We start from the raw sequence: 26,822 nt of genomic DNA on the forward strand, positions 1-26,822 counted from the left end.
ATGGGAAGACGAAGGCGGGGCGGCTGTCCGGCAACCGCTGCGCCTCAGCGGCCGCTCGTGCCGTCTTCCACTTCGATCGCTTCCACGTCGATGACATCCCGCGCTTTGCTGGCCCCGCCTGCCCCGCCGCTACCGCCCGGTGCAGGCTCGATCCCCGCCCCGCTCTCCAGCCGGTGCAGCCAGGCAAGCAATTCGGCCACCGCCTGATAAAGCTGCGGCGGAATCCGCGAATCCAGATCGACCTGCATCAGCAGCGAGACCATCTCCGGCGCCTCGTGCACATACAAGCCGGCTTCCTTGGCGCGCTGCACGATCATCTCGGCGAGCATGCCGTAGCCCTTGGCGATCACGCGCGGCGCGGGATCGCCACCCTTCGCGTCATAGATGAGCGCGGCCGCGCTGCGGCGGTGTTTGCGGCTCATCACATCTCCCAATCGAAATCGTCGAGCGCCGGGCTGCTCGATGCGCGGCGCGCGGCGGCCCCCGCGGCGCCAGACGCCGCACCCGCCGACGCCGAGCGCGCATACGCCGACGCGGCCGCCTGCGCCGCTGCCGCACCGGCCGCGCCCGCGCTGGTGTTGGGCGCGCCGCCGCCGATCTCGCGGATCGTCAGGCCGTCGAGCGCGATGCCGGCGGCCGCCAGCCGCTGACGGAAGCTCTCGCCCTGCAGCGCCAGCCGCGCCGCGCCGACCGGGCTCGCCTGCACACGCGCGACGAGGCGCGTGCCGGTGAGCGTCAATTCGGCGTCGACGGTGCCGAGCGTCGGCAGCGACAGCGTCAGGCGGGTGCGCCACGGCTGGTCGTCTTCGCTCGACGCGCCGCCGCCGCTGCGATCCCATTCGTCGCCGTCCTGTTCGATGGTCCAGTCGAGCTTCGCGCCGGGCCATGCTTCGCCGGCCCAGCGGAATTGCCCGGTCGCGAGCATGTCCAGTTGCTGGCGCACCAGCGGCACCGTTGCCGGATGCACCGCCGCCGCCATCGATTGCGACGTCTGCGAGGCGCTGGCGTCGCCGGGCTGCGGCGTCGCGCTGTGCAGATTCGAGTGGGTCGTCTGGCCGTTCAGATCCGATAGCGAGCTGGCCAGCACTTCGCCCGCCATGAAACGGGCAGTTTGTGCATTCGGAATCGACTGCGCCGCGCGGGCGGCATTGCCGTCCGCCGCGCCGGCCTGGCCGCTGTTCGGCGCGCCGCTCATGCCCTGGCGTGTCGAAGCCGTCGACCCGCTGGCGTCATTGCCTTCGCCGGCCCAGTCGAGCGGCAGTTGCGCGTTAGCCACCAGCTTGTTCTGCGGCTCGTCGGCGAGACTCGCGGGCGAGCGTTGCCCGGCCAGCCATTGCGCGAGATGCGCTTCGTAGAAAAGACCGCTGTCGCCGACCGTCTGTTCGAGCGCGGCCGCGAGCGCCGCGACCGGCACCTGCGCCGCCGCGACATTGGCCGTGGCCGTGGTTCCCGCGGCGCCGGCGGCGTTCGGATTGGCGTTGCCGGCCCCAGCGGCACCGGTCGCGCCCGGCGTATCGACGCCCGTATCGAACAACGGCAACGCGCCCACATCCACGTCGAGCGCGGGCGCCGCCGGCCAGATCGGCATCTGGCCGAGCACGGCGGGCGTGGCTTCGCCGCCCGAACGCACGATCGCATTGAGCGTCAGCGCGACGGCGGACAGCGCGGTTTGAGCGGACGGTTGCGGCGCGGGCGTCGCAATGAGGGTGGGATTGGTCGGCGCGGTATCGACGCTCGCCGCGCCGGTCTGCGACGCGGTCGCGCTGCCGGGGGCGATATTGAGCAGACTGTCGATCCGGTTCGCTAGCAGCGAAGCGACGGCCGTGTCGATTCCGTTCATGCCGGGTCCTTGATCACATTGGCGGCAGTGCGCTCAAATGCAAAGCGGTCAGTCGGGCACTCAGCGCGCCCCGTACAGTTCCTTGAGCACGCGCGTCGGCCGGCCGGCGAACAACGCCGACAGGTTGGCCATGCGCGGATTCGCCAGATCGCGGATCGCGGCATCGTCGGCGAGGATTTGCCGGATCAGCGCGTACTTGCGCAATCGCTCCGACTCGTCGAGCTTCACCCCGGTTTCGGCGTCCTTCAACGCGTCGACCAGATGCCGGTATTCCTCCTGCAAGTGGACCAGATCGTTCCACAGCGCGCGCCGGGCAGCCATCAGCATGCGGCAGGAAATCGCTGCGATCGCCTCGTAACGGGCGAAATATTCTGCGTTCGATGTCATCTCATGCTTTCCGCGGCCGGCTGGACCGCCATCCGCGCGATTTCCGGGGCGATCCCGACCCATGCCTCTTCGAGTGTCGCCAGCAGGCCGTCGACCTCGACCAGCATCGCCTCGCTCTGTTTTATATTGGCTTCGAGCAGCCGGCGCGACATATAGCCATATAGCGCGTCCAACCGCTCTGCAATCTCGCCGCCCGCCTCGATGTTGAGCGACTGCTGCAGCCCGCTTTCGACGATCTGAATCGCCTTGCCGATCGCCTCTCCGCGACCTGCCACATTGCCCTGCTGCAGATGCATGCGCGCTTGCGCGATGGCCTGCCGGGCGCCCTGATACAGCATCACGATCAGACGATGCGGACTCGCGCCCATCACCCCTGTCTCGACGCCCACGCGTGCGTACGCATTGGCTCCAGAGTGTCCTGGGGAAAACATCGGCGCTCCTCCTCTCTTGCACAGCGGTTGGTCGTGGCATCCCCTCCGGACACGTTGCCGCACCCGGATTTCTGCCTGTATCTGGTTATCGGATACGCAGCGGGAAAGCTTTAGGCCGGTGTAAGGAGGTTTAAGGCGCCGGATCGCGCGGCCTGCCAGAACCGCACGGCAAACGCCGTTCGGGGCGGGCGGAACAGCCCTGCCGCCCCACGGCGCTCATACCTGCATCTGCATGATGTCGTTGTAGGCGGACACCAGCTTGTTGCGCACCTGCAGGCCGAACTGGAAGCCGACGTTGGCCTTCTGCATGTCGACCATCACGTCGTTCAGCGACACGTTGGACGCGCCGAGTTCGAACGCCTGCGATTCACCGACGGCCTTGGTCTGGTCGCTGCTGATCTTGTCCAGCGATGCCTTCAGCGCCGACGCGAAACCGCTCGCCGTCGCCGCGCCGGACTGATCGGCGACCGAGGTGTTGGCGCCGGCCGCCTGCGCGGCCATCGACTGCATCTGTTGCAGCGCCGACGACAGCGCGTTCACGGGCATAGTCATGTTCTCTCCACGAATGAGACCGGCATACCGGAACCGTACCGATCTGGGATGAAAGCATAGCAGCGGCGCATACGGGAAAGCCCCGAAAGTAGGGGTGAAACCCGGCTCTATTCAAGCAATCGGGTTGAGCCACGGTGCGGATAATTTCAAGGGTGAAAGTCTCTGTCCGTACGGCCGCCGACCTCGGCGCGCTCCCGCGGCAGAACGCAAAGGCATCCCGGAGATACCCGACGCATGGATTCGTCAGCCAACTCTTTGATCAACCCCGACGCCCGCATGGGCCTCGCCGGCGCGCAGCCCGGCGCCGGTGCGGCCGCAGGCCAGGCCGGCGCCGCGGATCTCGGCGGCCTCGGGGGCAACCTCGGCGGCAACTTCGGCCAGCGCCTGTCGGGCCTCGCGCAGATGCGCGGCAACCCGCGCGCGCCGCTGATCTTCGCCGTCGCGCTGCTGGTCGCGGTGGTCGCGGGCCTGTTCCTGTGGTCGCGCGCGCCGGACTACAAGGTGCTCTACAGCAACCTGTCGGACCGCGACGGCGGCGCGATCATCACCGCGCTGCAGGCCGCCAACATTCCGTACAAGTTCTCCGACTCCGGCGGCGCGATCCTCGTCCCGGCCGATCAGGTGCATGAAATGCGTCTGCGCCTCGCGTCGCAGGGCTTGCCCAAGAGCGGCTCGGTCGGCTTCGAACTGATGGACAACCAGAAGTTCGGCATCAGCCAGTTCGCCGAACAGATCAACTATCAGCGCTCGCTGGAAGGCGAGCTGGAACGCACGATCGAATCGATCTCGTCGGTGAAGTCGGCCCGCGTGCATCTGGCGATTCCGAAGCCCTCGGTGTTCGTGCGCGACAAGGAAGCGCCGTCGGCCTCCGTGCTGGTCAATCTGTACCCGGGCCGCGCGCTCGACGAAGGCCAGGTGCTGGCGATCACGCATATGGTGTCGTCGGCCGTGCCGGATATGCCGGTCAAGGGCGTCACGATTCTCGACCAGGACGGCAACCTGCTCACGCAGCCGTCGGGCGGCAGCGGTCTGGACGCGTCGCAGCTCAAGTATCGTCAGCAGATCGAACGCAACACGCAGCAGCGCATCGACTCGATCCTCTCGCCGCTGTTCGGCGCCGGCAACGCGCATTCGCAGGTCAGCGCGGATATCGACTTCTCGCGCATCGAACAGACCTCGGAAAACTACGGCCCGAACGGCAACCCGCAGCAGGCGGCGATCCGCAGCCAGCAGTCGAGCACCGCGACGGAAATGTCGCAGGCCGGCGCCTCGGGCGTGCCGGGCGCGCTGTCGAACCAGCCGCCGCAGCCGGCTTCGGCGCCGATCAACGCGCCGAACGGCGCGAGCGGCGTGAGCACCACGCCGGTCAGCGACCGCAAGGATTCGACCACCAACTACGAGCTCGACAAGACGGTACGCCACCTCGAACAGCCGATGGGCGGCATCAAGCGCCTGTCCGTGGCGGTGGTGGTCAACTATCTGCGCGTGGTCGACGCCAAGGGCCACGCGACGATGCAGCCGGTCACCGCCGACAAGCTCGCGCAGGTCAACCAGCTGGTGAAGGACGCGATGGGCTTCGACGCGGCGCGTGGCGACTCGGTCAACGTGGTCAACAGCCCGTTCTCGACCGAAATCGACCCGAACGCCGACCTGCCATGGTGGCGCACGCCGGACATGATCGCGCTCGCCAAGCAGATCGCGACCTACCTCGGCATCGGCGCAGTCGCCCTGTTCCTGTACTTCGTGATGGTGAAGCCGGCGCTGCGCCGCGCTTTCCCGCCGCCGCAGCCGGCCGCGGTCGCGGCACTGGCCTCGCCGGACGACGAGCCGATCCTGCTGGACGGCATCCCGCCGGCCGAGCGCGCCGGCGTGAACAGCGTCGCCGAGCTGGAAGGCGACTCCGAGCTGCTGGCGCTCGAAAACGCCAAGCACAAATATGAGCGGAACCTGGAATTCGCCCGCAGCATCGCGCGCCAGGATCCGAAGATCGTTGCAACCGTCGTGAAAAATTGGGTGACCGATGAGCGCTGAAGGCGTAATGAAGAGCGCGCTCCTGCTGATGTCGATCGGCGAGGAAGAAGCCGCGCAGGTGTTCAAGTTCCTCGGGCCGCGTGAAGTCCAGAAGATCGGCGTGGCGATGGCCGCGTTGAAGAGCGTGACCCGCGAGCAGATCGATGTCGTGCTGCAGGAGTTTGTCCGCGAGGCGGAACAGCACACCGGCATGTCGCTGGATTCGAACGAGTACATCCGTTCGGTGCTGACCAAGGCGCTCGGCGACGACAAGGCCGGCGCGATCATCGACCGGATTCTGCAGGGCAGCGATACCAGCGGTATCGAAGGCCTGAAGTGGATGGACTCCGCCGCGGTCGCCGAACTGATCAAGAACGAGCACCCACAGATTATCGCGACGATCCTGGTCCACCTGGACCGCGATCAGGCGTCGGAAATCGTCGCCTGCTTCACGGACCGGCTGCGCAACGACGTGCTGCTGCGGATCGCGACGCTCGACGGTATCCAGCCAGCCGCGCTGCGCGAACTCGACGACGTGCTCACCGGCCTGCTGTCGGGCAGCGACAACCTCAAGCGCAGCCCGATGGGCGGCATCCGCACGGCGGCCGAAATCCTCAACTTCATGTCGAGCAACCATGAAGAAGGCGTGATCGAAAACGTGCGCCAGTACGACGCGGAACTCGCGCAGAAGATCATCGATCAGATGTTCGTGTTCGAGAACCTGCTCGATCTGGAAGACCGCGCGATCCAGCTGCTGCTGAAGGAAGTCGAGTCCGAAGCGCTGATCATCTCGCTGAAGGGCGCGCCGCCCGCGCTGCGCCAGAAATTCCTCTCGAACATGTCGCAGCGTGCCGCCGAACTGCTCGCCGAAGACCTCGATGCGCGCGGTCCGGTACGCGTCTCCGAAGTCGAGACGCAGCAGCGCCGCATCCTGCAGATCGTGCGCAATCTGGCCGAGAGCGGTCAGATCGTGCTAGGCGGCAAGGCGGAAGATGCATATGTCTAATCAGAACGCCTCGGCGAAGGACAGTCTCTCGGCCTATCAGCGCTGGGAGATGGCCTCGTTCGATCCGGCGCCGCCCGCACCGCCCGAACCCGAGGTCGACGACGGCGCGTTCGAGGCCGAACTCGAACGCCTGCGCGACGCCGCTCATGCACAGGGCATCGCGTCCGGCCACGTCGCCGGTCAGGCGCTCGGCTATCAGGCCGGCTACGAACAGGGGCATGCACAGGGTTTCGAGCAGGGCCAGAGCGAAGCGCGCGAAGAAGCGGCGCGGCTCGCCGCGCTGGCCGAGACCTTCAAGGCGGCGCTCGACGGCGCTCAGGGCACGATCTCCGAGACGCTGGTCGCGCTGGCGCTGGATATCGCGCAGCAGGTCGTACGCCAGCACGTGCAGCACGACCCGACCGCGCTGATCGCCGCCGCGCGTGAGGTGCTGGCGACCGAACCGACGCTGATCGGCGCGCCGGCGTTGATCGTGAGTCCGGCCGATCTGCCCGTTGTCGAAGCGTATCTGATGGAAGAACTGCAAACGCGCGGCTGGACCGTGCGTACCGATCCGGCGGTGGAGCGCGGCGGCTGCCGCGCGCAAGCCAGCACCGGCGAAGTGGATGCGGGCATCGACACGCGCTGGGAGCGCGTGGCGGCGGCCCTCGGCAAAGTGAGCACGTGGTGAAACCGACGCTCGAAGATATTCGCGCCAGCGATTTGACGCCGCTCGAACGCGAGCTGGCGCTGGCATCGTTTGGCGCGGAAGCGTTGACGGATGGCGCGGCGGCTAGCGCGGCGGCCGGCGTGTCTGCCAGTGCTTCGCCGGACGCGGCGGCAGCTTCGCCCTCCGCCTCGCGCGTCGCCGCGCAGCGCGATCCGGCGCTCGGGCATCCGGCGAGCGGCGCGGCGGCGAGCCGTGAATCGGCCGCGACGGTGACGGCCGCGGCAGGCATCGCGGCAAATCCCGGCGAACGCCCCGCCCCCGCTCCCTACGATCCCGCACTCGACAGCAACCCCTACACCCAGGCCTGGCGCGGCCGGCTCGACGCGCTGCGCGAACGCAACGCGATCGCCAAGCCGATGCGCGCCTGCGGACGCCTGACGCGCGCGGCGGGTCTGGTGCTCGAAGCCGTCGGCCTGCGCCTGTCGGTGGGCGCCGAAGTGATGATCGAGCTGCCGCAAGGCAGTTCGCTGCCGATGGCCGAAGCCGAAGTCGTCGGCTTTTCCGGCGACAAACTGTTTCTGATGCCGACCACCGAGGTGATCGGCCTGTTGCCCGGCGCGCGCGTCTATCCGCTCGAAAGCGCGCCGATCGCCGATCCGATGGCGGGGGCGAAGCGCCTGCCGGTCGGCTGGGAATTGCTCGGCCGCGTGCTGGATGCGTCCGGCCGTCCGCTCGACGGTCTCGGCCCGCTCGGCACGCACTCGGACGCGCCGCTGTCCGCGCCGGTCATCAACCCGCTGCATCGCGAGCCGATTCACAAGGTGCTCGACGTCGGCGTGCGCGCGATCAACTCGCTGCTGACCGTCGGCCGGGGCCAGCGCATGGGCCTGTTCGCGGGCTCGGGCGTCGGCAAATCGGTGCTGCTCGGCACGATGGCGCGCTACACCAGCGCCGAGGTGATCGTGATCGGCCTGATCGGCGAACGCGGCCGCGAAGTGAAGGAATTCATCGAACAGATTCTCGGCGAGGAAGGTCTGGCGCGCTCGGTGGTGATTGCCGCGCCGGCCGACGTCTCGCCGCTGCTGCGAATGCAGGCGGCGTCGTATTCGACGTCGCTCGCCGAGTATTTCCGCGATCAGGGCAAGCACGTGCTGCTGCTGATGGATTCGCTGACGCGTTACGCGATGGCGCAACGCGAAATCGCATTGGCCGTGGGCGAGCCGCCCGCCACCAAGGGGTATCCGCCTTCGGTGTTCGCCAAGCTGCCGGCGCTCGTGGAGCGCACCGGCAACGGCCCGGCGGGCGGCGGATCGATCACCGCGTTCTACACCGTGCTGACCGAAGGCGACGACCAGCAGGACCCGATCGCCGACTCCGCGCGGGCGATTCTGGACGGCCACATCGTGCTGTCGCGTTCGCTGGCCGAGGCCGGCCACTACCCGGCGATCGACATCGAAGCCTCGATTAGCCGGGCAATGACCGCGCTGATCGACGATAACCATCTGGAAAAAACGCGTATGTTCAAGCAGATGCTGTCGCGCTATCAGCGCAACCGCGATCTGATCAACGTCGGCGCCTATTCGAGCGGGCGCGATGCGCTGCTCGACCGCGCGATTGCGCTGTACCCCCGGATGGAAGCATTTTTGCAGCAAGGTTTTCGCGAATGCGCGAACTTTGAACCGAGTCTCGAGATGCTGGACGCGCTGTTTGCCCAAGGAGGCTGACGATGGCGAAACACTTTCCGATCAAGACGCTTATCGGCCTGGCGCAGGACGATGTCGACGCCGCCGCGCAACGTCTGGGCCGCGCGCAGCGCGAGCGCAACGACGTGCAGTCGCAGCTCGACGCGCTGGTGCAGTACCGCGACGAGTATCACGCGCGCTTCACCGCGACCGCCCAGAACGGCATGCCGGCCGGCAACATGCGCAACTTCCAGGCGTTCATCGACACGCTCGACGCGGCGATCGACCAGCAGCGCAACCTGCTGGTGACGGCCAATGCGCGCGTCGAGGCGGCAAAGCCGGAGTGGCAGCGCCAGAAGCAGAAGCTCGGCTCGTACGAAGTGCTGCAGGCGCGCGGCGAAGCAGCCGAAGCGAAAACCATGGCGCGGCGCGACCAGCGCGACGCCGACGAACACGCGGCGCGAATCCTGAGGATGCGCGCCGAGGGCGCATGACGCGCCGCCGGCGCGGACCGCGCCTCGATTGACTGACCGCCCCCCGTTTGACGGATTGACAGGATTCCCTATGTCGTCACTTTCCCAGATCGGCTCGCTGCTCGGCACGGCCAACAGCACGTCCACGACCGCGGCGATCGCCGCTGCGGCGAATGCGCAGCCGTTCTCTCAAACACTGCAACAGAGCATCGACCAGCAAAGCAGCGCGGCTGCGCAAAGCGCGCGGCAACAGGCGTTGCAGCAAGCGGCGCAACAGGCGGCCTTGCAACAGCAGGCCGCGCAGCAAGCCGCCCAGCAACAGGCCGCACAAAGCGCGCGTCAGCAGCAGGCGGCGCAGTCTTCCGCACCGGCCGCGTCGTCGTCGAGCGTGCACGATGCACCGCCGCCGGCCGATCCGTCGACGAAGAGCGCGAGCGACGCGAACAGCGCGAGCGGCAGCGGCAACTCGACGACCGCGTCGTCGTCCAGCTCGTCGAATTCGTCGGCGTCGTCGTCGGACAATGCGCAGGCGGCGAATGGCAACACTGCGGGCAACACCGCGGGCAACACGGCGAACCCGCCGGCGAAGTCCGGCAACGCGGCCAGTTCGAGCGCCGCGAACAACGCGAACGCTGCGGCGGCCGCGGCGGCTGCGCAGGCGCAAGCTCAGGCGAACGCCGCCGACACGGGCGCGCAAACCACGACGCCCGATCCCACGACCGCGACGACCGGTCTACCGGCCACGCTGGCGGACGGGACGACGGACGGCACCACGACCGGCACCGGCAAGAAAACCGGCGCAACCGATTCGAAGTCGACGCAGGACGCGTTGCAGGCGGCGCTGGCCGCTTTGGCGAACGGCCAGGGCGTGGTTCCTCAGCAGGCGCTGGCGAGCGGCGCGGCGGCGAATGCCGCATCGGCGGCGGGCGGGATGACGGGCACGACGGGATTGAATGGCACGTCGGACGGCAAGGCATCGGCGACGGGCTTGTTTGGCGACGGCAAGGGATCGAGCGCCGGAAAGACTGCGCTGACGGCGACGACGGCAGATCCGTCCGCGGCGGCGAAAGCGGCGGCGGACGCGTTGAGCGCGACGGCGGCGGCGGGCGGTGGTGTGCAGCCGGACGAGGCATCGTCGTTCAAGAGCGCGGCGGATGCCGCGACGGCGGCGTTGGCGGCGACGCAGGCCGCGGGCGCGGCGGGTGCCGCTAGCGCGGCGACGGCGGCGCAGAGCACGGGTAATGCGGGTGCGGCGCAGGCGGCGAATGCGTTGGCGCCGCAGGTGGGGACATCGGATTGGGAAGAGGCGTTGAGTCAGAAGGTGGTGTTTCTGTCGAATGCGCATTCGCAGAGTGCCGAGCTGACATTGAATCCGAAGGATTTGGGTCCGTTACAGGTTGTGTTGCAGGTTGCCGATAACCATGCGCATGCGCTGTTTGTCTCGCAGCACCAGTCGGTGCGGGAGGCGGTGGAGGCGGCGTTGCCGAAGTTGCGGGAGGCGATGGAAGCCAACGGCATCGGGTTGGGGAGCGCCAGTGTTAGCGATGGGTTTGCCCGGCAGGGCGGCGGGCAGCAAGCTAATGGCGGGGCCTCCGGCGGTCAGGGCGGGCGTAGTGGGGGGTATGCTGGCGGCGGTTCCGGGGATGCTTCTGCTCAGAGTGTGGTTAGTGTTCCTGTTAAGCGGACTGTGGGGTTGGTGGATACGTTTGCCTAGGGGTTTGTTGTGCCTCTGGCTGGGGTTTTTTGTGCCTCTGGCTGGGGTTTTTTTTGGCCTTTCCTTGATTTGTTAGTGGTCTATTAGCGTCGCCCCTGTGCGGGGCAGGCACTTACTTTCTTTGCCGCCGCAAAGAAAGTAAGCAAAGAAAGCGGCTTCACACCGCTAACTCTTAAGCGGGTCCCCCGCACAGTACTGGTAGTGGCCCATCTGGAATCCGTGCCCACGCACATTCCACGTCCGTGACACAGCAGTCATTCCTCCGGCGGCGCTACGCGCGCCGCAGGGTTCATCCGGTGGACGCATGAGGTTTCGTCCGGTGGGCGGCCGCCGAGGAGAAGCCGACGGCCCCACCGCGCACAAACGAAGCCGCTGCCTCTACGTGGACCGCTCCGGCGAGCGCGTGCGCGAGACGGGATGGATGAGCGCTTTGTCACGAATGCGGAGTGTGCGGGGGCACGGATTCCAGATGGGCCACTACCAGTACTGTGCGGGGTGCCCGCTTAAGAATTAGCGGTGTGAGCGGCTTTCTCTTGCGTACTTCTCTTTGCCGCGGCAAAGAGAAGTATGTGCCGCCCCGCACAGGGGCAACGCTAATAGACCACTAGCAACACAAGGAAAGGCCAAAAAACCAAAACCCAAGCCACCGCAGGCCCACCCCAATAACCAGAGATAACCCTCAATAACCCTTCTTTTCGACCCATAGCGCAACGCGCAAATCAACAACAATCACCATCACCAGCACTAAAGGCAAGCAAAGCACACCTCATGGCATCCACGACCGCAAACCAGCAAGCCGTGCCCTCTTCTCCGGGCCCCTTGAAGCGCATCATCCTGATCGCCCTCATCGCGATCATTGCCGCTGGCGCCGCCGGCGCGGGTGTGTGGTTCTTCATGTCCAAACGCGCCCCCGCGCCCGCTTCCACCGAAGCCGCCGCGCCGCCGCCGCCGGCCGTGCCGCTGTTCTTCCCGCTCGAATCGATGACCGTCAACCTCCAGTCGGACGACGGCCAGCAACACTTCCTGCGCATCGGCCTCACGCTCAAGCTCGGCGACGCCCGCACCCAGCAGGAACTCACCGACCATATGCCGGAAGTGCGCAGCCACATCCTGCTCGCACTGTCGAACAAGCACCCGGAAGAACTCGCGCCGCTCGACGGCAAACGCGCGCTCGCCACCGAACTGAAAACGTTGATCGAACAGCCCAGCGACAAGGGCGCTGCGCCGATCCACGTCCAGGACGTGCTGTTCACCGAATTCGTCGTGCAGTGACGTCCGTCGTGACGTTGCATAACGCTGCCACCATCAACCGCCACGGGACGCACGAGGAATAAGGAATGGGCCACGAAGAGTTCATGTCCCAGGAGGAGGTCGATGCCCTCCTCAAGGGCGTAACCGGCGAAGCTGACTCAGAAGCCGAACAGAGCGATCGTGTGGGCGTACGCCCCTACAACATCGCGACGCAGGAACGCATCGTCCGCGGCCGGATGCCCGGCCTCGAAATCATCAACGACCGCTTCGCGCGCCTGTTGCGTGTCGGCATCTTCAACTTCATGCGGCGCTCGGCGGAAATCTCCGTCGGTCCGGTGAAGGTGCAGAAGTACAGCGAATTCACCCGCAACCTGCCGATCCCGACCAACCTGAACCTGGTCCACGTGAAGCCGTTGCGCGGCACCTCGCTGTTCGTGTTCGACCCGAACCTCGTGTTCTTCGTGGTCGACAACCTGTTCGGCGGCGACGGGCGTTTCCATACCCGCGTCGAAGGCCGCGATTTCACGCAGACCGAACAGCGCATCATCAACAAGCTGCTGAACCTGGTGTTCGACAACTACACGGCGTCGTGGAAAAGCGTGCGCCCGCTGCAGTTCGAATACGTGCGCTCGGAAATGCACACACAGTTCGCCAACGTCGCGACGCCGAACGAAATCGTCATCGTCACGCAGTTCTCGATCGAATTCGGCACGACCGGCGGCACGCTGCATATCTGCATGCCGTATTCGATGATCGAACCGATCCGCGACATCCTGTCGTCGCCGATCCAGGGTGAAGCGCTCGAAGTGGACCGCCGCTGGGTGCGCGTGCTGTCGCAGCAGGTGCAGGCCGCGGAAGTGGAACTGACCGCCGACCTCGCGCAGGTGCCGGTCACGTTCGAACAGATTCTGAACATGCGCAAAGGCGATGTTCTGCCGATCAACATCGCCGAGCACATCACCGCGAAAGTGGATGGCGTGCCGGTGATGGAATGCGGCTACGGTATTTTCAATGGTCAATACGCGTTGCGGGTCCAGAAGATGATCAGCGCAGCCGACACGATGAAGGAAGGTGGATATGAGTGACCTGAACGCAAAGCCCGAGACCGACCTGGCCGCGAGCTTGCCCCAAGTGGCCGCCGACACGGCCGCGGCCGAAGACGAGCAAGCCATGGCCGACTGGGCCAGCGCGCTCGCCGAGCAGAACGACAACGCGGAAGTCAGCGCCAGCACGGCCGGCGTGTTCCAGCCGCTGTCGAAGGTCGAGCCGACCTCGACGCGCAACGACATCGACATGATTCTGGACATTCCCGTTCAGATGACCGTCGAACTCGGCCGCACCAAGATCGCGATCCGCAACCTGCTGCAACTCGCGCAAGGTTCGGTGGTGGAACTGGACGGCATGGCCGGCGAACCGATGGACGTGCTGGTCAACGGCTGTCTGATCGCCCAGGGTGAAGTGGTGGTGGTGAACGACAAGTTCGGTATCCGTCTGACGGACATCATCACGCCGTCCGAACGTATCCGGAAGCTGAATCGATGAAACGCCTTGCCGGTCGCGCCGCGATCGTCCCGTTCGTGCCGGTCGTCGCGCTGTCGGCGCTGTCCACGCTGCTCGCCTGCTTCGCGCCCGTCGCCGCGCAGGCCGCCGACATGAACGCGGTCAACAACGCCGCGAAAATCGCCTCCGGCGTCGGCGCGGGTTCGGCCGTCCCGGCGCTCGGCGTCGGCGCGGTGCTGCAAACGGTGTTCGCGCTCGTGGTGGTGGTCGGCCTGGTGTTCGCGTGCGGCTGGCTCGCACGCCGCTTCGGTTTGCAGCCCAACAGTCGTGGCGGGCTCGTGAAGACGGTCGGCGGCGCCTCGCTCGGCGGCAAGGAACGCGTCGCGGTAGTCGAGATCGGCGATACGTGGCTCGTGCTCGGCACGGCGCCCGGCAATGTGCGGCTCCTGCACACGATGCCGGCCGGTTCGGCCGCGCTCGATCCCGCCGGCGTCACGCCGCCCGGCGCATCCGGTAGCGACGCCGCCTTGCCCGGCTCCTTCGGCCAACGCTTTCGCGATGCGTTGAAGGGCGAAGTGGGCAAACGTTTCAACGGACAAGGCAACGGAGTCCGGTAATGCAGTTCAGTCTTTCTTCCACGCGTCGCCCGAATTACGCGCATCACGCGCCATCCGCCCGCATGTCCCGCACCGCTTCGACCGTTATTCCCGCGCTCGGCCGCGCCGCGCGCCGTATTGCGCCGCTCGCCGTCCCCGCGCTGATGCTCGCGCTGCCGTCGCTGTCGTTCGCGCAAGCCGCCGGTTTGCCGGCCTTCAACACGAGCCCCGGCCCGAACGGCGGCACGACCTACTCGCTGAGCGTGCAGACGATGCTGCTGCTCACGATGCTGTCGTTCCTGCCGGCGATGGTGCTGATGATGACGAGCTTCACCCGCATCATCATCGTGTTGTCGCTGCTGCGTCAGGCGCTCGGCACCACGACCACGCCGCCGAACCAGGTGCTGGTCGGCCTCGCGCTGTTCCTCACGCTGTTTGTGATGTCGCCGGTGCTCGACAAGGCCTACAACGACGGCTACAAGCCCTTCTCCGACGGCACGATTCCGATGGAAACGGCGGTCAACCGCGGCCTCGCGCCGTTCAAGACGTTCATGCTGCGGCAAACCCGCGAAACCGATCTCGCGCTGTTCGCCCGCATCTCGCACGCGGCGCCGATGCAAGGTCCGGAAGACGTGCCGCTGTCGCTGCTGGTGCCCTCGTTCGTCACCAGCGAGTTGAAGACGGGCTTCCAGATCGGCTTCACGATCTTCATTCCGTTCCTCATCATCGACATGGTGGTGGCGAGCGTGCTGATGTCGATGGGGATGATGATGGTGTCGCCCGCCACGATTTCGCTGCCGTTCAAGCTGATGCTGTTCGTGCTGGTCGACGGCTGGCAGTTGCTGCTCGGCTCGCTGGCGCAAAGCTTCGTTTAACCGAATCCGTCGCGTTCGCGCGCCCTTCACGCTCTCCGGTTCTCCCGCCATGAATCAAGAATCCGTCATGACGCTCGCGCATCAGGCCATGTATGTCGGCCTGCTGCTTGCCGCCCCGCTGCTGCTGGTCGCGCTGGTGGTCGGTCTGGTGGTGAGCCTGTTCCAGGCCGCCACGCAGATCAACGAAACGACGCTGTCCTTCATTCCGAAGCTGCTCGCGATCGCGGTGACCATGGTGATCGCCGGCCCGTGGATGTTGACGACCATGCTCGACTATCTGCGCCAGACGCTCACCAACATCCCCTCGCTCGTCAACTGAGCGCGGCACACGCCGCCGCTCATCTTTCGCGCCCCACCCCGCCGTCATGTTCTCCGTCACCTACGCGCAACTGAACGCCTGGCTTACCGCGTTCCTGTGGCCGTTCGTGCGGATTCTCGCGCTGGTCGCCACCGCGCCGGTGCTCGGCAACCGCGCGCTGCCGCTGCGCGTGAAGGTCGGCCTCGCGGCATTCACGACCATCATCGTCGCGCCCACGCTCGGCGCGCTGCCGCAGGTCACGGTGTTTTCCGCGCAAGGCGTGTGGATCATCGTCAATCAGTTTCTGATCGGCGTGGCGCTCGGCGTCACGATGCAGGTGGTGTTTCAGGCCATCAGCGCGACGGGCGATTTCGTCGGTCTCGGCATGGGTCTCGGCTTCGCGACCTTCTTCGATGCCCAGGCGAGCAGTTCGAGCCAGGTGCTGTCGAGCTACATGAACACGCTGGCGATGCTGGTGTTTCTCGTGATCGACGGCCATCTGCAGATGATCAGCGCGCTGCTCGCCACGTTCCAGTCGGTGCCGGTATCGGCGAACCTGCTCGGCGCGTCCGGCTGGCGCACGCTGGCGAATTTCGGCAGCACGGTGTTTTCGGCGGGTCTGCTGCTGTCGTTGCCGGTGGTCGTCGCGTTGCTCATCACCAATCTCGCGCTCGGCATCCTGAACCGCGCGGCGCCGCAGATCGGCGTGTTCCAGATCGGCTTTCCGCTGACCATGCTGATCGGCATGCTGCTTCTGCAACTGATGATCCCGAACATGATCCCGTTCTTCATGCGGATGTTCGACGTCGGCATCGACCAGATGGGACGTGTGGCGGCGGGATTGCGGTAACGCAGCGAGGCGCTGAACTGGGCGGCGATAACAACGGTAGTTGCAAACGCGACGCGCAATAAACCGAAGGGCGGACCCGGTTCACACCGGGGTCCGCCCTTCTTCGTTTCAGACGACGCGCGCGCTCAGTTCAGGTACTGGAACAGCGAGACGTTCTGGATCTTCGCGAACGCCTGTTGCGCCGCTTGCAGCGCGTTCTGCGTCATCGTGTACTGGCCGATGGTCTTGACCATGTCGGTTTGCGTCAGATCCGCGAGGTTGCTCGTGGTTTGCAGCGTGTTGGTCTGCGTGACCGTCTGCAACGCCTGCACTTCCTGTTCACGGCCGCCGACCGTTGCCTGCGCGGTGACGACGTTGTTCATCGTGTTTTCGAGCTGGGCCATGCTGGTGGTCAGCGCGCTTTGATAGCTGGCCGTCGACGCACCGCCGGACACCGGCGTCTGCAGCGTGGTGATCAACTGGCTCAGATTCGCGAACACGTCCATGCTGCCTTGCGTGGCCGGCGTCACCGAGAAGCTGTCGCCTGCCGCCGGCGCGCCGCTGATCGACACCGACTGGCCGCCGAGCGTGATCGCCGAACCGGCCGTGAACGGTTGCGGACCGCCCGTGGTGGTCGCGCCGGTGGCCGGATTGGTCTGGCTGATGGTGTACGTGGTCGCCGACGTGAAATTGATCTTGAACGTATCCGCGTTGGTCGGATCGGTCGGGTTGGTCAGGCTGACGCTGCTGACCACGCCCGTGCCGGTATTGCCGGTCGCGGCCGACGGCACGGCGCTGGTCCCGATCGGCGCGACGCTGTTGAAGATCGACAGGCCGTTGTCGCCGGTCTGCACGGTGTGCGAGCCGGTGATCTGCATGGCAGGGCTGCCCGTGTCGCCCGAATAGGTCACGACGCCAGCCGAGTTCGTGGTGTACGGCTGCGCGCCGCCTTGATAACCGGCGAACAGATAGTTGCCCTGCGGATCGGTCGAATTGGCGAGCGTCATCAACTGGCTGCGCAGGCTGGTCAGCTGCGTGGCGAGCGAACCGCGATCGCCGTCGTTCAGCGAACCGTCGCCGGCGCGCAGCACCAGCGTGTGGATGGTCTGCAGCACCGTGTTCACGCTGCCGAGCGTCGAGTCTTCCTGTTGCAGCGAAGCGATCGCGGCGGTCTGGTTGGTCGTGTATTGCGACAGCGTCGTCGCGGTGGAGCTCAACTGCACCGCCTGGGCCGCGCCGAGCGGATTGTCCGCGGGCGTCGACAGGCTCACGCCGCTCGAGATCTCGGCATACAACTGCGACAACTGAGCCTGTTGATTGCTCATCGTCGCGACGTTCATGTTGAAAAACTGCGCGCTGGAGATACGCATGTTCAACGCCTCACTGGAAGATGCCAAGCAGCGTCTGGAACAGGGTCTGCGCGGTCTGGATGACCTTGCTGTTCGCCTGATAGAGCTGCTGATACTGAAGCAGGTTGGCTGCTTCCTCGTTAATGTTCACACCCGATACCGACTGCTGCGCGCTGGTGATCTGCGTCACCAGGGCGCTTTGCGCGGTACTCGCGGTCTGCACCTGGTTGGTCTGGTTACCGACCTGGTTCACGTAGTTCGCGTAGGCGCCGTTCAGCGTGACCGTGCCGCCCGACATCGCCTTCGCGGTGGACAGGTTCGAGATCGCCAGCGCGTTGCGGCCGTCGCTGGTCGCGCCCGTGTTCGGGCCGATCGTGAACTTGTCGCCGGCGGCGGGCGTGCCGCTGATCGTGACCGTGACCTTGTTCATCTGACCGGCGGTCGGGTTGGTGATCGTCAGCGTCGCGCCGTTGGCGGCCGAATACGGCACTACCGTCGTGCCGTCCGTGATCGGATAGCTGGTGGGCGGCGTGCCTGCGATCGTCACCGTCGAACCTGCCGGGAAGCCGGTCAGACCCGTGCCGTTGTAGGCCAGCGTGGTGGTCGAGTTCGGCATCGTGTAACCGGCCGATACCGACGGCGAGCTGATCGTCGCGGTGCTGGTGTTGGTGGTCGCGGCGGCAACCTGCAACGGCAGCGCGGCGGCGATCGCCGAGGCGTCGGTGGTTGCGGTCGTGAAGCTGTTCAACGCGCCACGGGTCGGTTGCACCGTGAACGAATCGCCCGGCTTCATCGTGCCGGTGGTCGAGAAATTCAGGCCGTTGATCGGCTGGCTCAGGTTGGTCGCCGAGCCCACCACCGCGCCGCTCGAATTGTCGGTGAGCGTGTAGGTGGTGCCGTTGAACGCCAGCGTGTAGTCGCCGGTGGTCGGTTGCGCCGGGTTCGCGAACGATACGTTCAGCGACGCGTTGCCGGTGTTCTGCGTGTTCGCGTAGATGGTCGGGCCGCCCACGGAGAACAGCGCACCGCCCTGGGTGCCGCCGAGCGTGATGCCCAGGCCGTTCTGCGCGTTGACCTGCGCCGAGAAGCTCACGGCGATCGCGCCGAGTTGCGCTTCGGCCGGATCGAGCGTCTGGCTGCGGAATTGCAGCAGGCCGCCGAGCGAGCCGCCGGTGATCTTGCTGTCCGGCACGTTCTGCGGCGTCGCCGCCGGATTCGCGCCGGCCTGGCCGAGATACTGGACCGACAGTTCGCTGGAGTCGCCGGTGGACGGCGCGGTGCCCAGGTTGTAGCTGTTGGTGGACGACACCAGCGGCTGGCCGTTGCTCATGAACACGCTGTAGCTGCCGTTGCTGTTCACCACCTGCACGCCGATCAGTTGCGACAGGTTGGAGACGGCGAGGTCGCGCTGGTCCATCAGCTGGTTCGGCGGTTGGCCTTGCGTGCTGGCTTGCGAAATCTGGCCGTTCAGCTGCGCGATCTGCTGCGTGTAGCTGTTGATCTGCGACACGGTGTTGCCGAGCTGCGTATTCACGCTCTGGCGCAGCGCATCGTATTGCTGGCCGGCGGCATTGATCTGGTTCGCGAGCGTCGTCGCGCCGCTCATCGCGGTCTGGCGCGTGGCGAGCGTGGACGGGCTGTTCGAGACGTTCTGCAGGCCGGTGAAATAGCTGGTCATCGCGCTGGCGATGCCGGACGTCGGGCTGCCGATCAGGTTGTTCAACTGCGTGATCAGCGCGTTGTAGGTCGACAGCGAGCTGGACGACGCCTGCGCGTTATTCAGCTGCGTGGTCAGGTACTGGCTGTACTGACGCGTGACGGTCGTGGTCGACACGCCTTGCGGCAGATAGCCGGAACCGGTGTACTGGCCACCGGCTTCCGCGTAGACCGGATTCTCGAGCGTATAACCCGGCGTCGACGAATTGCTGATGTTCTGGCCGGTGATGTTGAGCCCCCACTGGGCTGCGTTCAGTCCACTGAGGCCGAGATTGATGAGATCTGACATGCGTCATCCTGAAGGGCGACACCGACCGCTTGCCGCCGCGTTACTTGAACAGTCTGTTTAACGGCCCCACCGCGGAAAAATTGAGGTCGTTCCGGGGTGGATTCGACGTTTGTTGCAACGTTTGCGAGGCTGAGTCGCCGGGGCGTTCGAGGCCCCCGGCTGCCGGGCTCGCCGATGCCTAGCGCACCAGCGAGCGGCGCTTCATTTCGAGCTGCGTGATCAGACGTTGCAGCGTGTTTTCGGCGCTGCCCGGCAGCGTCAGAAAACGGAAACCGAGTTGATAACGCTGCGTGCCGTTCGGCAACGCGGTGGAACGATGCGACACGAGTTGCAGATCCAGCGACAAACGGCCGAGCGCGCCCAGCGCCAGTTCGCAGTCGATCAGGCGCGTGCCCATCGGCAATTCGGCCACGCGTTCGTCGGTGGTACGCATGCCCACGCCGCCGAGCGACAGGTCGTGCACCTCGAAACGGAACGTCTCGCCTTCCGGAAACCGGCCCGTGCACATATACGGATCGAGAATCGGCGCGTCGACGCGGAAATACTCGCGACGCTGCACGTAGAACAGCACTTCGGGGAAATCGGCCTCGAACGCGGGCAGCCCTTCGAAGCGTGTTTCGCGCGGCGTGGCGGTCGCGAACTCGACGCGCACGCCGTCCGGCGCAGCGTGAAACTGGCAGCGCGGCGCCGACAGCAGACCTTTGTTCTGCTCGGACAACGCACCCCAGTCGAAGGTGAAGGTGCGGCCGCGCACGTCCACGTCGAGTAGCCGCGTGACGAGCTGGCCACCGGCGTATTGAACGGTGAGGAAATCGCCGCGATTGACGAGATTGCGTAACTGAACGCCGATCTCCAGCGGGTTGCGACGGCCAAAATCGTTGGCGCCGTCATCGAGTGGGGCGGGCGGCTGGCCGGGTGCGTCGGTCTGGCCATTCGACTGGTTCATATCCATGGGCTTGCCGGTATGCATGTTCTTGCGGGCGCGTGCCAAGGCTCCTGGCGGGGCTTTCGCGCGGTCTTCGTCGAAGCCGCAACACGCGCAGTCAACCGGACATTACAGCGCTTTCCGGTATCGGGTCTAACTCATTAGCGGCATCATCCGGCCAAAATTTAGGGGCCTGTAATGAATTATTTGCCGCAAACGTTAAACCACACCCATTCCGCATCGCGCGGCTGGACCGGCCACCCGTGGGCGGCCGGCCTCGTCCGTCTTGTTATGCACCTGGCCCCGTCGCGTGCATCTGGGTGTCTCAGCCCATCTTCTGCATGATGGACATGAGCTTTTTCGCGTAATGCGGATCGGTCGCGTAGCCCGCGCGCTGCATGCCGTTGGCGAAACCGTTCACGTCGTGCGCCGAGTTGATCACCTGCGCGTAACGCGGATTGCCCTTGAGCAGGCTCGCGTAGTCGGTCATCGCTTCCTGGTACGAGTCGTACGCGCGGAATTTCTCGACGGTGCGCTGCGGCTTGCCGTTCACATATTCGGTCGTGACCGTGGAGACGGTCTTGCCGGTCCAGTCTTTGGTCGCCTTGATGCCGAACACGTTGTGGCTGGTCGAGCCGTCGCTCTTCTTGATCTCGCTCTTGCCCCAGCCCGATTCGAGCGCGGCCTGGCCAATGATGAAGCGCGCCGGAATGCCGGTCGCCGCGCTCGCCGCCTGGGCCGGCGCCGCCAGCTTGTCGACGAAGGCGTCGACCTTCGGCGAGCTGCCGTCGCCCTTGAGCGGCGGCGTCAAGGCGCTGTTGGCCGAGTAGCCGCGGCCCATCGCCAGTTGTCCGTTGGCCTGTGCGTTGCCGTAGGCGCGGGCGAGCGCGTTCATCGCCGCGGTCTGGCCTTCGTCGCCGCCGCTGCCGCCGCCCAGCGCATTCGCCATGCCGACGAGACCGCCGGCGCCGCTCGCGCCATTCGCGCCGCTCACCTGCATGCCTTGATTGCGCATCAACTGCTTGAGCATCGCGTCGGCGACGCCGATGCCTTTCTGCGACAACTGCTGCGACAACTGCTGATCCATCATCGACGTGAAGGTCGCGCTGTCGTGCGAATCGAACGGACCATCCTGCGGCGTCGCATCGCGCATGCTCTTGAGCATCATCTGCGTGAACACCGCGTCGAACTGTTGCGCGGCCATCTTCATGCCGGCTTGCGGCGACGCCTTGGCCTGCGCGCTCAGCTTGGCGAAACCCTGCACGTCGAGCGCGAAGCGCTGGGTCAGGTCGTTAGCCGCATTCGCGGAATTGGTCGTATCCGAATTCATCTGCTGTCTTCCTTAGATGATTTCCAGGTCGGCGCGCAGAGCGCCCGCCGCCTTCATGGCCTGCAGGATCGACATCAGATCCGCGGGCGTCGCACCGAGTGCGTTGAGCGCCTTCACCACTTCGGCGAGATTGGCGCCGGCCGTCACCAGCTTCAGGGCGCCGTTGTCCTGCTTCAACTGAATCTGCGACTGCTTGGCCGCCACCGTCTGGCCGTTGGAGAATGCGCCCGGCTGGCTCACCACCGGCTGCGTATTGATCACCACCGACAGATTGCCGTGCGCGACCGCGCAGCTCTGCAGCGTGACCATCTGATTCATGACGATCGAGCCGGTGCGGGCGTTCAGGATCACCTTCGCGGCGGCCTGGGCCGGTTTGACGTCGATGTTCTGCAATTGCGCCATGAACGCGACCTGCTGCTCCGGATCGCTCGGCGCGCGCAACTGGATCGTGCGGCCGTCCAACGCGGTGGCGGTGCCGCTGCCGAACGTGGTGTTGACCGCCGACACGATGCGCTGCGTGGTGTCGTAATCCATGTCGTTCAGATCGAGCTGCATCGTGCCGGCTTGCGACACCGAGGTCGGCACCGCGCGTTCGACGATCGCGCCGCCCGCAATCCGGCCCGCGGCCAGCGTGTTGACCTGCACCTTGCTGCCGTTCGCGCTCGCGCCGGCGCCGCCGACTGCGAGGTTGCCCTGACCGAGCGCATACACCTGGCCGTCCGCGCCCTTCAGCGGCGTGAGCAGCAGCGTGCCGCCGCGCAGGCTCTTCGCATTGCCGAGCGACGACACGGTGACGTCGATCGCTTCGCCCGGTCGCGCGAACGGCGGCAGCACCGCCGTCACCATCACCGCGGCGACGTTCTTCAACTGGATGTTCGACAGCGACGATTGCTGGTTGGTCGAGCCCGCCGCCTGGTTGTTGATCGAGATGCCGAGGTTCGCCAGCATGTTGGCGAGCGTCTGCGTGGTGAACGGCGTCTGCGTGGTCTGGTCGCCCGTGCCGTCGAGACCGACGACGAGGCCGTAGCCGATCAGCGGGTTGTCGCGCACGCCCTGAATCTGCACGAGATCCTTCAGACGCTCCGCGTGCGCGGGCGTCGCGGCCGGCAGCGCCGCGCAGGCGAGCGCGACGAAAGCCAGCGCGCGGCCGAATTGAGCGAGTCGCGCGAGGCGGCCAGGGCGGGAGAAGACGGTACGCATGATTACCACGGTGAGACGTTGAGGAAGAACCGCTGCAACCAGCCCATGTTCTCGGCCTCGTTGAGATAGCCCTTCGCGGAGTATTCGATCTTCGCGTCGGCCACCTGGGTCGAGTACACGGCGTTCAGGTTGGAGATCGTGTTCGGATTCACCACGCCGGAGAAACGCACGAACTCGTCGCCCTGGTTGATCAGCATCTGCTTTTCGCCGCTCACCGCCAGGTTGCCGTTCGGCAGCACACCCGTCACGGTCACGGTGATCGTGCCGTTGAAGGTGTTCGACGCATTCGCGCCGCCGGTGCCCTGGAACACGTTGGAGCCGGTGGCGTTGATGTTCGCCCTGCTGAACAGGCCGGGCAGGAAACCGGCGGTCGGCACGTTGAAATTCGTGGTGCCGGAACGGTTGGCGTTCGCGCCCGAGGACTTCGTCGCATTGACGTTTTCCTGGATCACGATGGTCAGGATGTCGCCCACATTGCGCGGCCGTTGATCTTCGAACAGCGGCCGGCCCGCGTAACCCGGGTTATAGATGGAGCCCGGCGCCTGCATCTGCGGCGGCATCGGCGGCATGGCCGTCATCGGCTGCTGCGTGATGGGCTGCTTGGGCACGAGCGCGCAGCCACCGAGCGCGGCGAGCAGCGTGAGCTGCACGAGCGCTTCGGCGGTACGCGAATGAACCGGGTGACGAGAAGAGTGCGACATGATGATTACCGCCTTTTAATTCCCAGCCCCTTAAACCTGCATCTGGCTCAAGGTCTGCAGCATCTGGTCGGAAGTGGTCACGGCCTTGCTGTTGATTTCGTAAGCGCGCTGCGTCTGGATCATGTTCACCAGTTCCTGCACCACGTTCACGTTCGATGCTTCCACATAGCCCTGATTCAGCGTGCCGGCGCCGTTCAGGCCCGGTTGCGCGATGTTCGGCGCGCCCGACGAAGCGGTTTCCGCGAACAGGTTTTCACCCTTCGCATCGAGACCGGCCGGGTTGATGAAGGTCGCGATCTGCATCGAGCCGAGCTGCTGGCTGTTGGTCGAGCCGGCCACGGTGATCGACACCACGCCGTCGCTGCCGATGGTCAGCGAAGTCGCATTGGTCGGGATCGTGATCGCCGGAATCACCTGGTAGCCGCTCGACGTGACGAGCTGGCCTTGCGCGTTGGTCTGGAACGAGCCGTCACGCGTATAGGCGGTCGTGCCGTCCGGCATCTGCACCTGGAAGAAGCCTTGACCGTTGATGGCGACGTCTTTCGAGTTGCCGGTCTGTTGCAGGTTGCCCTGCGTGTACAGACGCTCGGTGGCGACCTGTTGCACGCCGGTGCCGAGCTGGATGCCCGACGGCAGTTCGGTTTGCTGCGTCGAGTTCGCGCCCGGCTGACGCACGGTCTGATACAGCAGGTCCTCGAACACCGCGCGCGAGCCCTTGAAGCCGTTGGTGCTGACGTTCGCGAGGTTGTTCGAGATCACGTCCATCTGCGACTGTTGCGCATTCATGCCGGTAGCGGCGATGTAGAGTGAGCGGTTCATTGTTGTTTCTCCTGTGTTGGCCGGAGTTGGCGCTTCAGCGCTGACTCCGGTCCCACGCAAAGCGGTTGGCCAGCGTTAGCTGAAGCTGAGCAGCTGGTTGGCGGACTGATCGTTCTTGTCGGCGTTTTCCAGCAGTTTGGTCTGCATCTGGAACTGGCGCGCGTTGGTGATCATCGAGACCATCGCGCTGACCGGATTCACGTTGCTGCCTTCCAGCGACGCGGGCGCCACCGTGACGGCCGGATCGGCGTCGGCGGGCTGGCCGTCGGCGGTACGGAACAGGCCGTCGTCGCCGCGCGTCATGGTTTGCGGGTCCGGATTCACCAGCTTCAGCTGATCGACCGTCACCACGGCGGTCGGCGGATCGCCGGGGGTCAGCGCGGAGATCGTGCCGTCCTTGCCGATGGTGATTTCCGCGCCCGGCGGCACCGACACCGGACCGCCGTTGCCGAGCACGGTCTGGTTCAGCGCATTGACCAGCTGACCGTTCTCGTCGATATGCAGGTTGCCGGCGCGTGTGTAAGCCTCGTTGCCGTCGGCGGTCTGCACCGCCAGCCAGCCCGGACCCTGAATCGCCACGTCGAGCGGATTGCCCGTCTGCTGGATCGGCCCGGGCGTGTAGTCCGCGCCCGGCGTCGACGACAGCACGAAGGTGCGGGTGGTGTTGTCGTTGACGCTGCTGCCGTCGCCGAACGACATCGGCACGGCGCGGAACGTCGCGAGTTGCGCGCGAAAGCCGGTGGTCGACGCGTTCGCCAGATTGTTCGCGACGATAGCCTGCTGTTCGAGCGCTTGCGTGCTGCCCGACATCGCGGTGTAGATCAGCCGATCCATGATGGGAAGTCCCGGTCGCTTACAGGTTGATCAGGGTCTGGTCGACGGTCTGCTGGGTCTTGATCGTCTGCGCGTTCGCTTGATAGTTGCGTTGCGCGGTAATCAGGTTCACCAGTTCGCTCGTCAGATCGACGTTCGAGTTTTCCACCGCGCCGCCTTGCAGCACGCCGTGGTTGGTCGAGCCCGGCGCCGAAATCTGCGCGACGCCCGAAGCCGAGGTCTGCTGGAATTCGTTGTTGCCGAGGTTCACCAGGCCGTTCTGGTTCGAGAAGTTCGCCAGCGCGATCTGGCCGAGCGCCGCCGTTTGCTGGTTCGAGTAGTTGCCGGTCAGCGTGCCGTCGGCGCCGATCGTGAAGCTGGTCAGCGTGCCGGCTGCGTAGCCGTCGGGCTGCAGCGAGTTCACGCCGTCCTTGCCGCCGTACTGGGTCGTGCCGCCGATGTTCAGCGTCAGGTTCTGCGGCGTCGACGAACCGTCGGTGGTCGGAATGCTGAAGTTGTAGACGTACGGCGTGGTGGTCGCGGTGAACGTCGGCGGATTCGTCAGCGGGGTGTTGACCTGGGTCGTGTTCAGCAACGTGCCCGACGAGTTGAAGTTCGCCTGACCGACCAGGTTGGCCGTGCCGGTCGAGGTGCCCGCGTACACGTTCCACACGCCCGCCGACGTCTTGGCGAAGTACATGTTGACGGTCTGCGAGCCGCCGAGCGAGTCGTACACCGTCGTGCTGGTCGAGTAGTTGTACGTCGACGAGCTGTTCTGGTTGAAGGCGATCGGCGTCGGCGAAATCGTCATGCTGTCGCCGCTGACCGGCGTGCCGTTCAGCGTGATGGTCTGGCCGTTGCCGAGCGACACGGCCTGGCCGGCGGTGTACGTCGCGGGCGCGGTGGTCGTGCCGAGCGTGTTGTCGGTCACCGTGTAGGTGGTCGCGCTCGTGAAGTTGACCGTGTACTTGTCGTTGTTGGTGCCCGACGCCGTGTTCGTGATCGTCGCGCCCGGCGTGCTCAGCGTGCTGCCGGTCTGGAGCGCGGGAACGACGGTCGGCGTGCCGAGCATCAGCGCGTCCTGCGCGTTCAGGTTCAGGCCGGCGACGATCTTGGTGGTCGCCTGCGGCGCGATGTTCGCGGTCGGCACGCTCAGCGGCACGGTCTGCGCGGTGTTGATGATGCCTTGCGCGTTCGCGCCGTAGCCCATCAGTTGCAGACCTTGCGCGTTGGTGATGAAGCCGTTCTTGTCGAGCTGGAACACGCCGTTGCGCGAGTACACCAGCGAGCCGTTGTTCGACAGCTGGAAGAAGCCGTTGCCGTTGATCGCGACGTCCAGCGCCTGGTTGGTGCTGGTGATCGTGCCTTGCGAGAACTGCTGCTGCACTTCGGCGAGCTTCGTGCCGATACCGACCTGATTGCCCACGGCGGTCGCCACCGAATTCGCGTACATGTCGGCGAACTGCGCCGCGCCGCTCTTGAAGCCAACGGTGTTCGCGTTGGCGATGTTGTTGCCGATCACGTCGAGGTCGCTCGACGACGCGGACAAACCACTCAAACCTTGTTGGTAACCCATGACGGTCTCCG

Annotated in this window: 27 protein-coding genes; 13 read left to right on the plus strand and 14 right to left on the minus strand. The window is 65.8% G+C overall.

Features of this window, described 5'->3' with window-relative positions; genetic code table 11:
• Window positions 1–44: 44 nt before the first annotated feature.
• The 5 genes from LFL96_RS18650 to fliE form a co-directional block, all read right to left on the minus strand.
• Window positions 45–422 carry an EscU/YscU/HrcU family type III secretion system export apparatus switch protein gene (locus tag LFL96_RS18650; RefSeq protein ID WP_280996677.1) on the minus strand — a complete coding sequence of 126 codons (378 nt, stop codon included), beginning with the start codon at window positions 420–422 and terminating at the stop codon, window positions 45–47.
• A complete protein-coding gene (locus tag LFL96_RS18655) occupies window positions 422–1,840 on the minus strand; it encodes a flagellar hook-length control protein FliK (RefSeq protein WP_280996678.1) in 1,419 nt (472 codons plus the stop codon). The genes LFL96_RS18650 and LFL96_RS18655 overlap by 1 nt, the downstream gene beginning before the upstream one ends.
• 60 nt (window positions 1,841–1,900) lie before the next feature.
• Window positions 1,901–2,227 carry a flagellar protein FliT gene (locus tag LFL96_RS18660; protein ID WP_280996679.1) on the minus strand — a complete coding sequence of 109 codons (327 nt, stop codon included), beginning with the start codon at window positions 2,225–2,227 and terminating at the stop codon, window positions 1,901–1,903.
• The gene (gene fliS / locus LFL96_RS18665; protein ID WP_280996680.1) at window positions 2,224–2,658 is read right to left on the minus strand and encodes a flagellar export chaperone FliS; all 435 of its coding nucleotides are present in this window, start codon (window positions 2,656–2,658) and stop codon (window positions 2,224–2,226) included. The genes LFL96_RS18660 and fliS overlap by 4 nt, the downstream gene beginning before the upstream one ends.
• A gap of 216 nt (window positions 2,659–2,874) precedes the next feature.
• A complete protein-coding gene (gene fliE, locus LFL96_RS18670) occupies window positions 2,875–3,210 on the minus strand; it encodes a flagellar hook-basal body complex protein FliE (RefSeq protein ID WP_280996681.1) in 336 nt (111 codons plus the stop codon).
• Window positions 3,211–3,444: 234 nt separating this feature from the next.
• Here fliE and fliF point away from each other — a divergent pair, with 234 nt between their 5' ends.
• The 13 genes from fliF to fliR all read left to right on the plus strand — a co-directional run bounded on the left by fliF (window position 3,445) and on the right by fliR (window position 16,114).
• Window positions 3,445–5,241 (plus strand): flagellar basal-body MS-ring/collar protein FliF, encoded by a 1,797-nt coding sequence (fliF, locus tag LFL96_RS18675; RefSeq protein WP_280996682.1) that lies wholly within the window; start codon window positions 3,445–3,447, stop codon window positions 5,239–5,241.
• Window positions 5,231–6,226 carry a flagellar motor switch protein FliG gene (gene fliG / locus LFL96_RS18680; protein ID WP_280996683.1) on the plus strand — a complete coding sequence of 332 codons (996 nt, stop codon included), beginning with the start codon at window positions 5,231–5,233 and terminating at the stop codon, window positions 6,224–6,226. The genes fliF and fliG overlap by 11 nt, the downstream gene beginning before the upstream one ends.
• Window positions 6,213–6,896, plus strand: coding sequence for a flagellar assembly protein FliH (gene fliH, locus LFL96_RS18685; RefSeq protein WP_280996684.1), 684 nt, complete (start codon window positions 6,213–6,215; stop codon window positions 6,894–6,896). The genes fliG and fliH overlap by 14 nt, the downstream gene beginning before the upstream one ends.
• Window positions 6,890–8,599: a flagellar protein export ATPase FliI gene (gene fliI / locus LFL96_RS18690; RefSeq protein WP_280996685.1), complete on the plus strand. Its 1,710-nt coding sequence runs from the start codon at window positions 6,890–6,892 to the stop codon at window positions 8,597–8,599. The genes fliH and fliI overlap by 7 nt, the downstream gene beginning before the upstream one ends.
• A gap of 2 nt (window positions 8,600–8,601) precedes the next feature.
• A complete protein-coding gene (gene fliJ, locus LFL96_RS18695) occupies window positions 8,602–9,051 on the plus strand; it encodes a flagellar export protein FliJ (RefSeq protein WP_280996686.1) in 450 nt (149 codons plus the stop codon).
• A gap of 70 nt (window positions 9,052–9,121) precedes the next feature.
• Window positions 9,122–10,744, plus strand: coding sequence for a flagellar hook-length control protein FliK (locus tag LFL96_RS18700; protein WP_280996687.1), 1,623 nt, complete (start codon window positions 9,122–9,124; stop codon window positions 10,742–10,744).
• A 768-nt stretch (window positions 10,745–11,512) separates the two neighbouring features.
• Window positions 11,513–12,016 carry a flagellar basal body-associated protein FliL gene (gene fliL / locus LFL96_RS18705; protein WP_280996688.1) on the plus strand — a complete coding sequence of 168 codons (504 nt, stop codon included), beginning with the start codon at window positions 11,513–11,515 and terminating at the stop codon, window positions 12,014–12,016.
• A gap of 65 nt (window positions 12,017–12,081) precedes the next feature.
• Complete coding sequence (fliM, locus tag LFL96_RS18710; protein ID WP_280996689.1) at window positions 12,082–13,080, plus strand: flagellar motor switch protein FliM; 999 nt, start codon at window positions 12,082–12,084, stop codon at window positions 13,078–13,080.
• Window positions 13,073–13,537: a flagellar motor switch protein FliN gene (gene fliN / locus LFL96_RS18715; protein WP_280996690.1), complete on the plus strand. Its 465-nt coding sequence runs from the start codon at window positions 13,073–13,075 to the stop codon at window positions 13,535–13,537. The genes fliM and fliN overlap by 8 nt, the downstream gene beginning before the upstream one ends.
• Window positions 13,534–14,112 (plus strand): flagellar biosynthetic protein FliO, encoded by a 579-nt coding sequence (gene fliO, locus LFL96_RS18720; protein WP_280996691.1) that lies wholly within the window; start codon window positions 13,534–13,536, stop codon window positions 14,110–14,112. The genes fliN and fliO overlap by 4 nt, the downstream gene beginning before the upstream one ends.
• Window positions 14,112–14,966, plus strand: a complete 855-nt coding sequence (fliP, locus tag LFL96_RS18725; RefSeq protein WP_280996692.1) for a flagellar type III secretion system pore protein FliP — start codon at window positions 14,112–14,114, stop codon at window positions 14,964–14,966. The genes fliO and fliP overlap by 1 nt, the downstream gene beginning before the upstream one ends.
• Window positions 14,967–15,015: 49 nt before the next feature.
• Entirely contained in the window at window positions 15,016–15,285 is a 270-nt protein-coding gene (fliQ, locus tag LFL96_RS18730) for a flagellar biosynthesis protein FliQ (RefSeq protein WP_093640874.1), read from the plus strand.
• Window positions 15,286–15,331: 46 nt separating this feature from the next.
• Window positions 15,332–16,114, plus strand: a complete 783-nt coding sequence (gene fliR, locus LFL96_RS18735) for a flagellar biosynthetic protein FliR (protein ID WP_280996694.1) — start codon at window positions 15,332–15,334, stop codon at window positions 16,112–16,114.
• A 125-nt stretch (window positions 16,115–16,239) separates the two neighbouring features.
• Here fliR and flgL read toward each other — a convergent pair whose 3' ends face one another.
• The 9 genes from flgL to LFL96_RS18780 form a co-directional block, all read right to left on the minus strand.
• Window positions 16,240–17,463 carry a flagellar hook-associated protein FlgL gene (gene flgL / locus LFL96_RS18740; RefSeq protein WP_280996696.1) on the minus strand — a complete coding sequence of 408 codons (1,224 nt, stop codon included), beginning with the start codon at window positions 17,461–17,463 and terminating at the stop codon, window positions 16,240–16,242.
• A gap of 10 nt (window positions 17,464–17,473) precedes the next feature.
• Complete coding sequence (flgK, locus tag LFL96_RS18745; protein ID WP_280996697.1) at window positions 17,474–19,447, minus strand: flagellar hook-associated protein FlgK; 1,974 nt, start codon at window positions 19,445–19,447, stop codon at window positions 17,474–17,476.
• A 178-nt stretch (window positions 19,448–19,625) separates the two neighbouring features.
• Complete coding sequence (locus tag LFL96_RS18750; RefSeq protein WP_281000832.1) at window positions 19,626–20,399, minus strand: flagellar brake protein; 774 nt, start codon at window positions 20,397–20,399, stop codon at window positions 19,626–19,628.
• A 298-nt stretch (window positions 20,400–20,697) separates the two neighbouring features.
• Window positions 20,698–21,702 carry a flagellar assembly peptidoglycan hydrolase FlgJ gene (flgJ, locus tag LFL96_RS18755; RefSeq protein WP_280996698.1) on the minus strand — a complete coding sequence of 335 codons (1,005 nt, stop codon included), beginning with the start codon at window positions 21,700–21,702 and terminating at the stop codon, window positions 20,698–20,700.
• A 12-nt stretch (window positions 21,703–21,714) separates the two neighbouring features.
• Window positions 21,715–22,902 (minus strand): flagellar basal body P-ring protein FlgI, encoded by a 1,188-nt coding sequence (locus LFL96_RS18760; protein WP_280996699.1) that lies wholly within the window; start codon window positions 22,900–22,902, stop codon window positions 21,715–21,717.
• 2 nt (window positions 22,903–22,904) lie between these two features.
• Window positions 22,905–23,603, minus strand: coding sequence for a flagellar basal body L-ring protein FlgH (gene flgH / locus LFL96_RS18765; RefSeq protein ID WP_105510092.1), 699 nt, complete (start codon window positions 23,601–23,603; stop codon window positions 22,905–22,907).
• 30 nt (window positions 23,604–23,633) lie between these two features.
• Window positions 23,634–24,422 (minus strand): flagellar basal-body rod protein FlgG, encoded by a 789-nt coding sequence (flgG, locus tag LFL96_RS18770; protein ID WP_280996700.1) that lies wholly within the window; start codon window positions 24,420–24,422, stop codon window positions 23,634–23,636.
• A gap of 75 nt (window positions 24,423–24,497) precedes the next feature.
• Window positions 24,498–25,256, minus strand: a complete 759-nt coding sequence (gene flgF / locus LFL96_RS18775; RefSeq protein WP_280996701.1) for a flagellar basal-body rod protein FlgF — start codon at window positions 25,254–25,256, stop codon at window positions 24,498–24,500.
• A 19-nt stretch (window positions 25,257–25,275) separates the two neighbouring features.
• Window positions 25,276–26,811 carry a flagellar hook-basal body complex protein gene (locus LFL96_RS18780; RefSeq protein ID WP_280996703.1) on the minus strand — a complete coding sequence of 512 codons (1,536 nt, stop codon included), beginning with the start codon at window positions 26,809–26,811 and terminating at the stop codon, window positions 25,276–25,278.
• Window positions 26,812–26,822 lie beyond the last annotated feature (11 nt).

The organism is Paraburkholderia sp. D15, assembly GCF_029910215.1.
GTDB lineage: Bacteria > Pseudomonadota > Gammaproteobacteria > Burkholderiales > Burkholderiaceae > Paraburkholderia.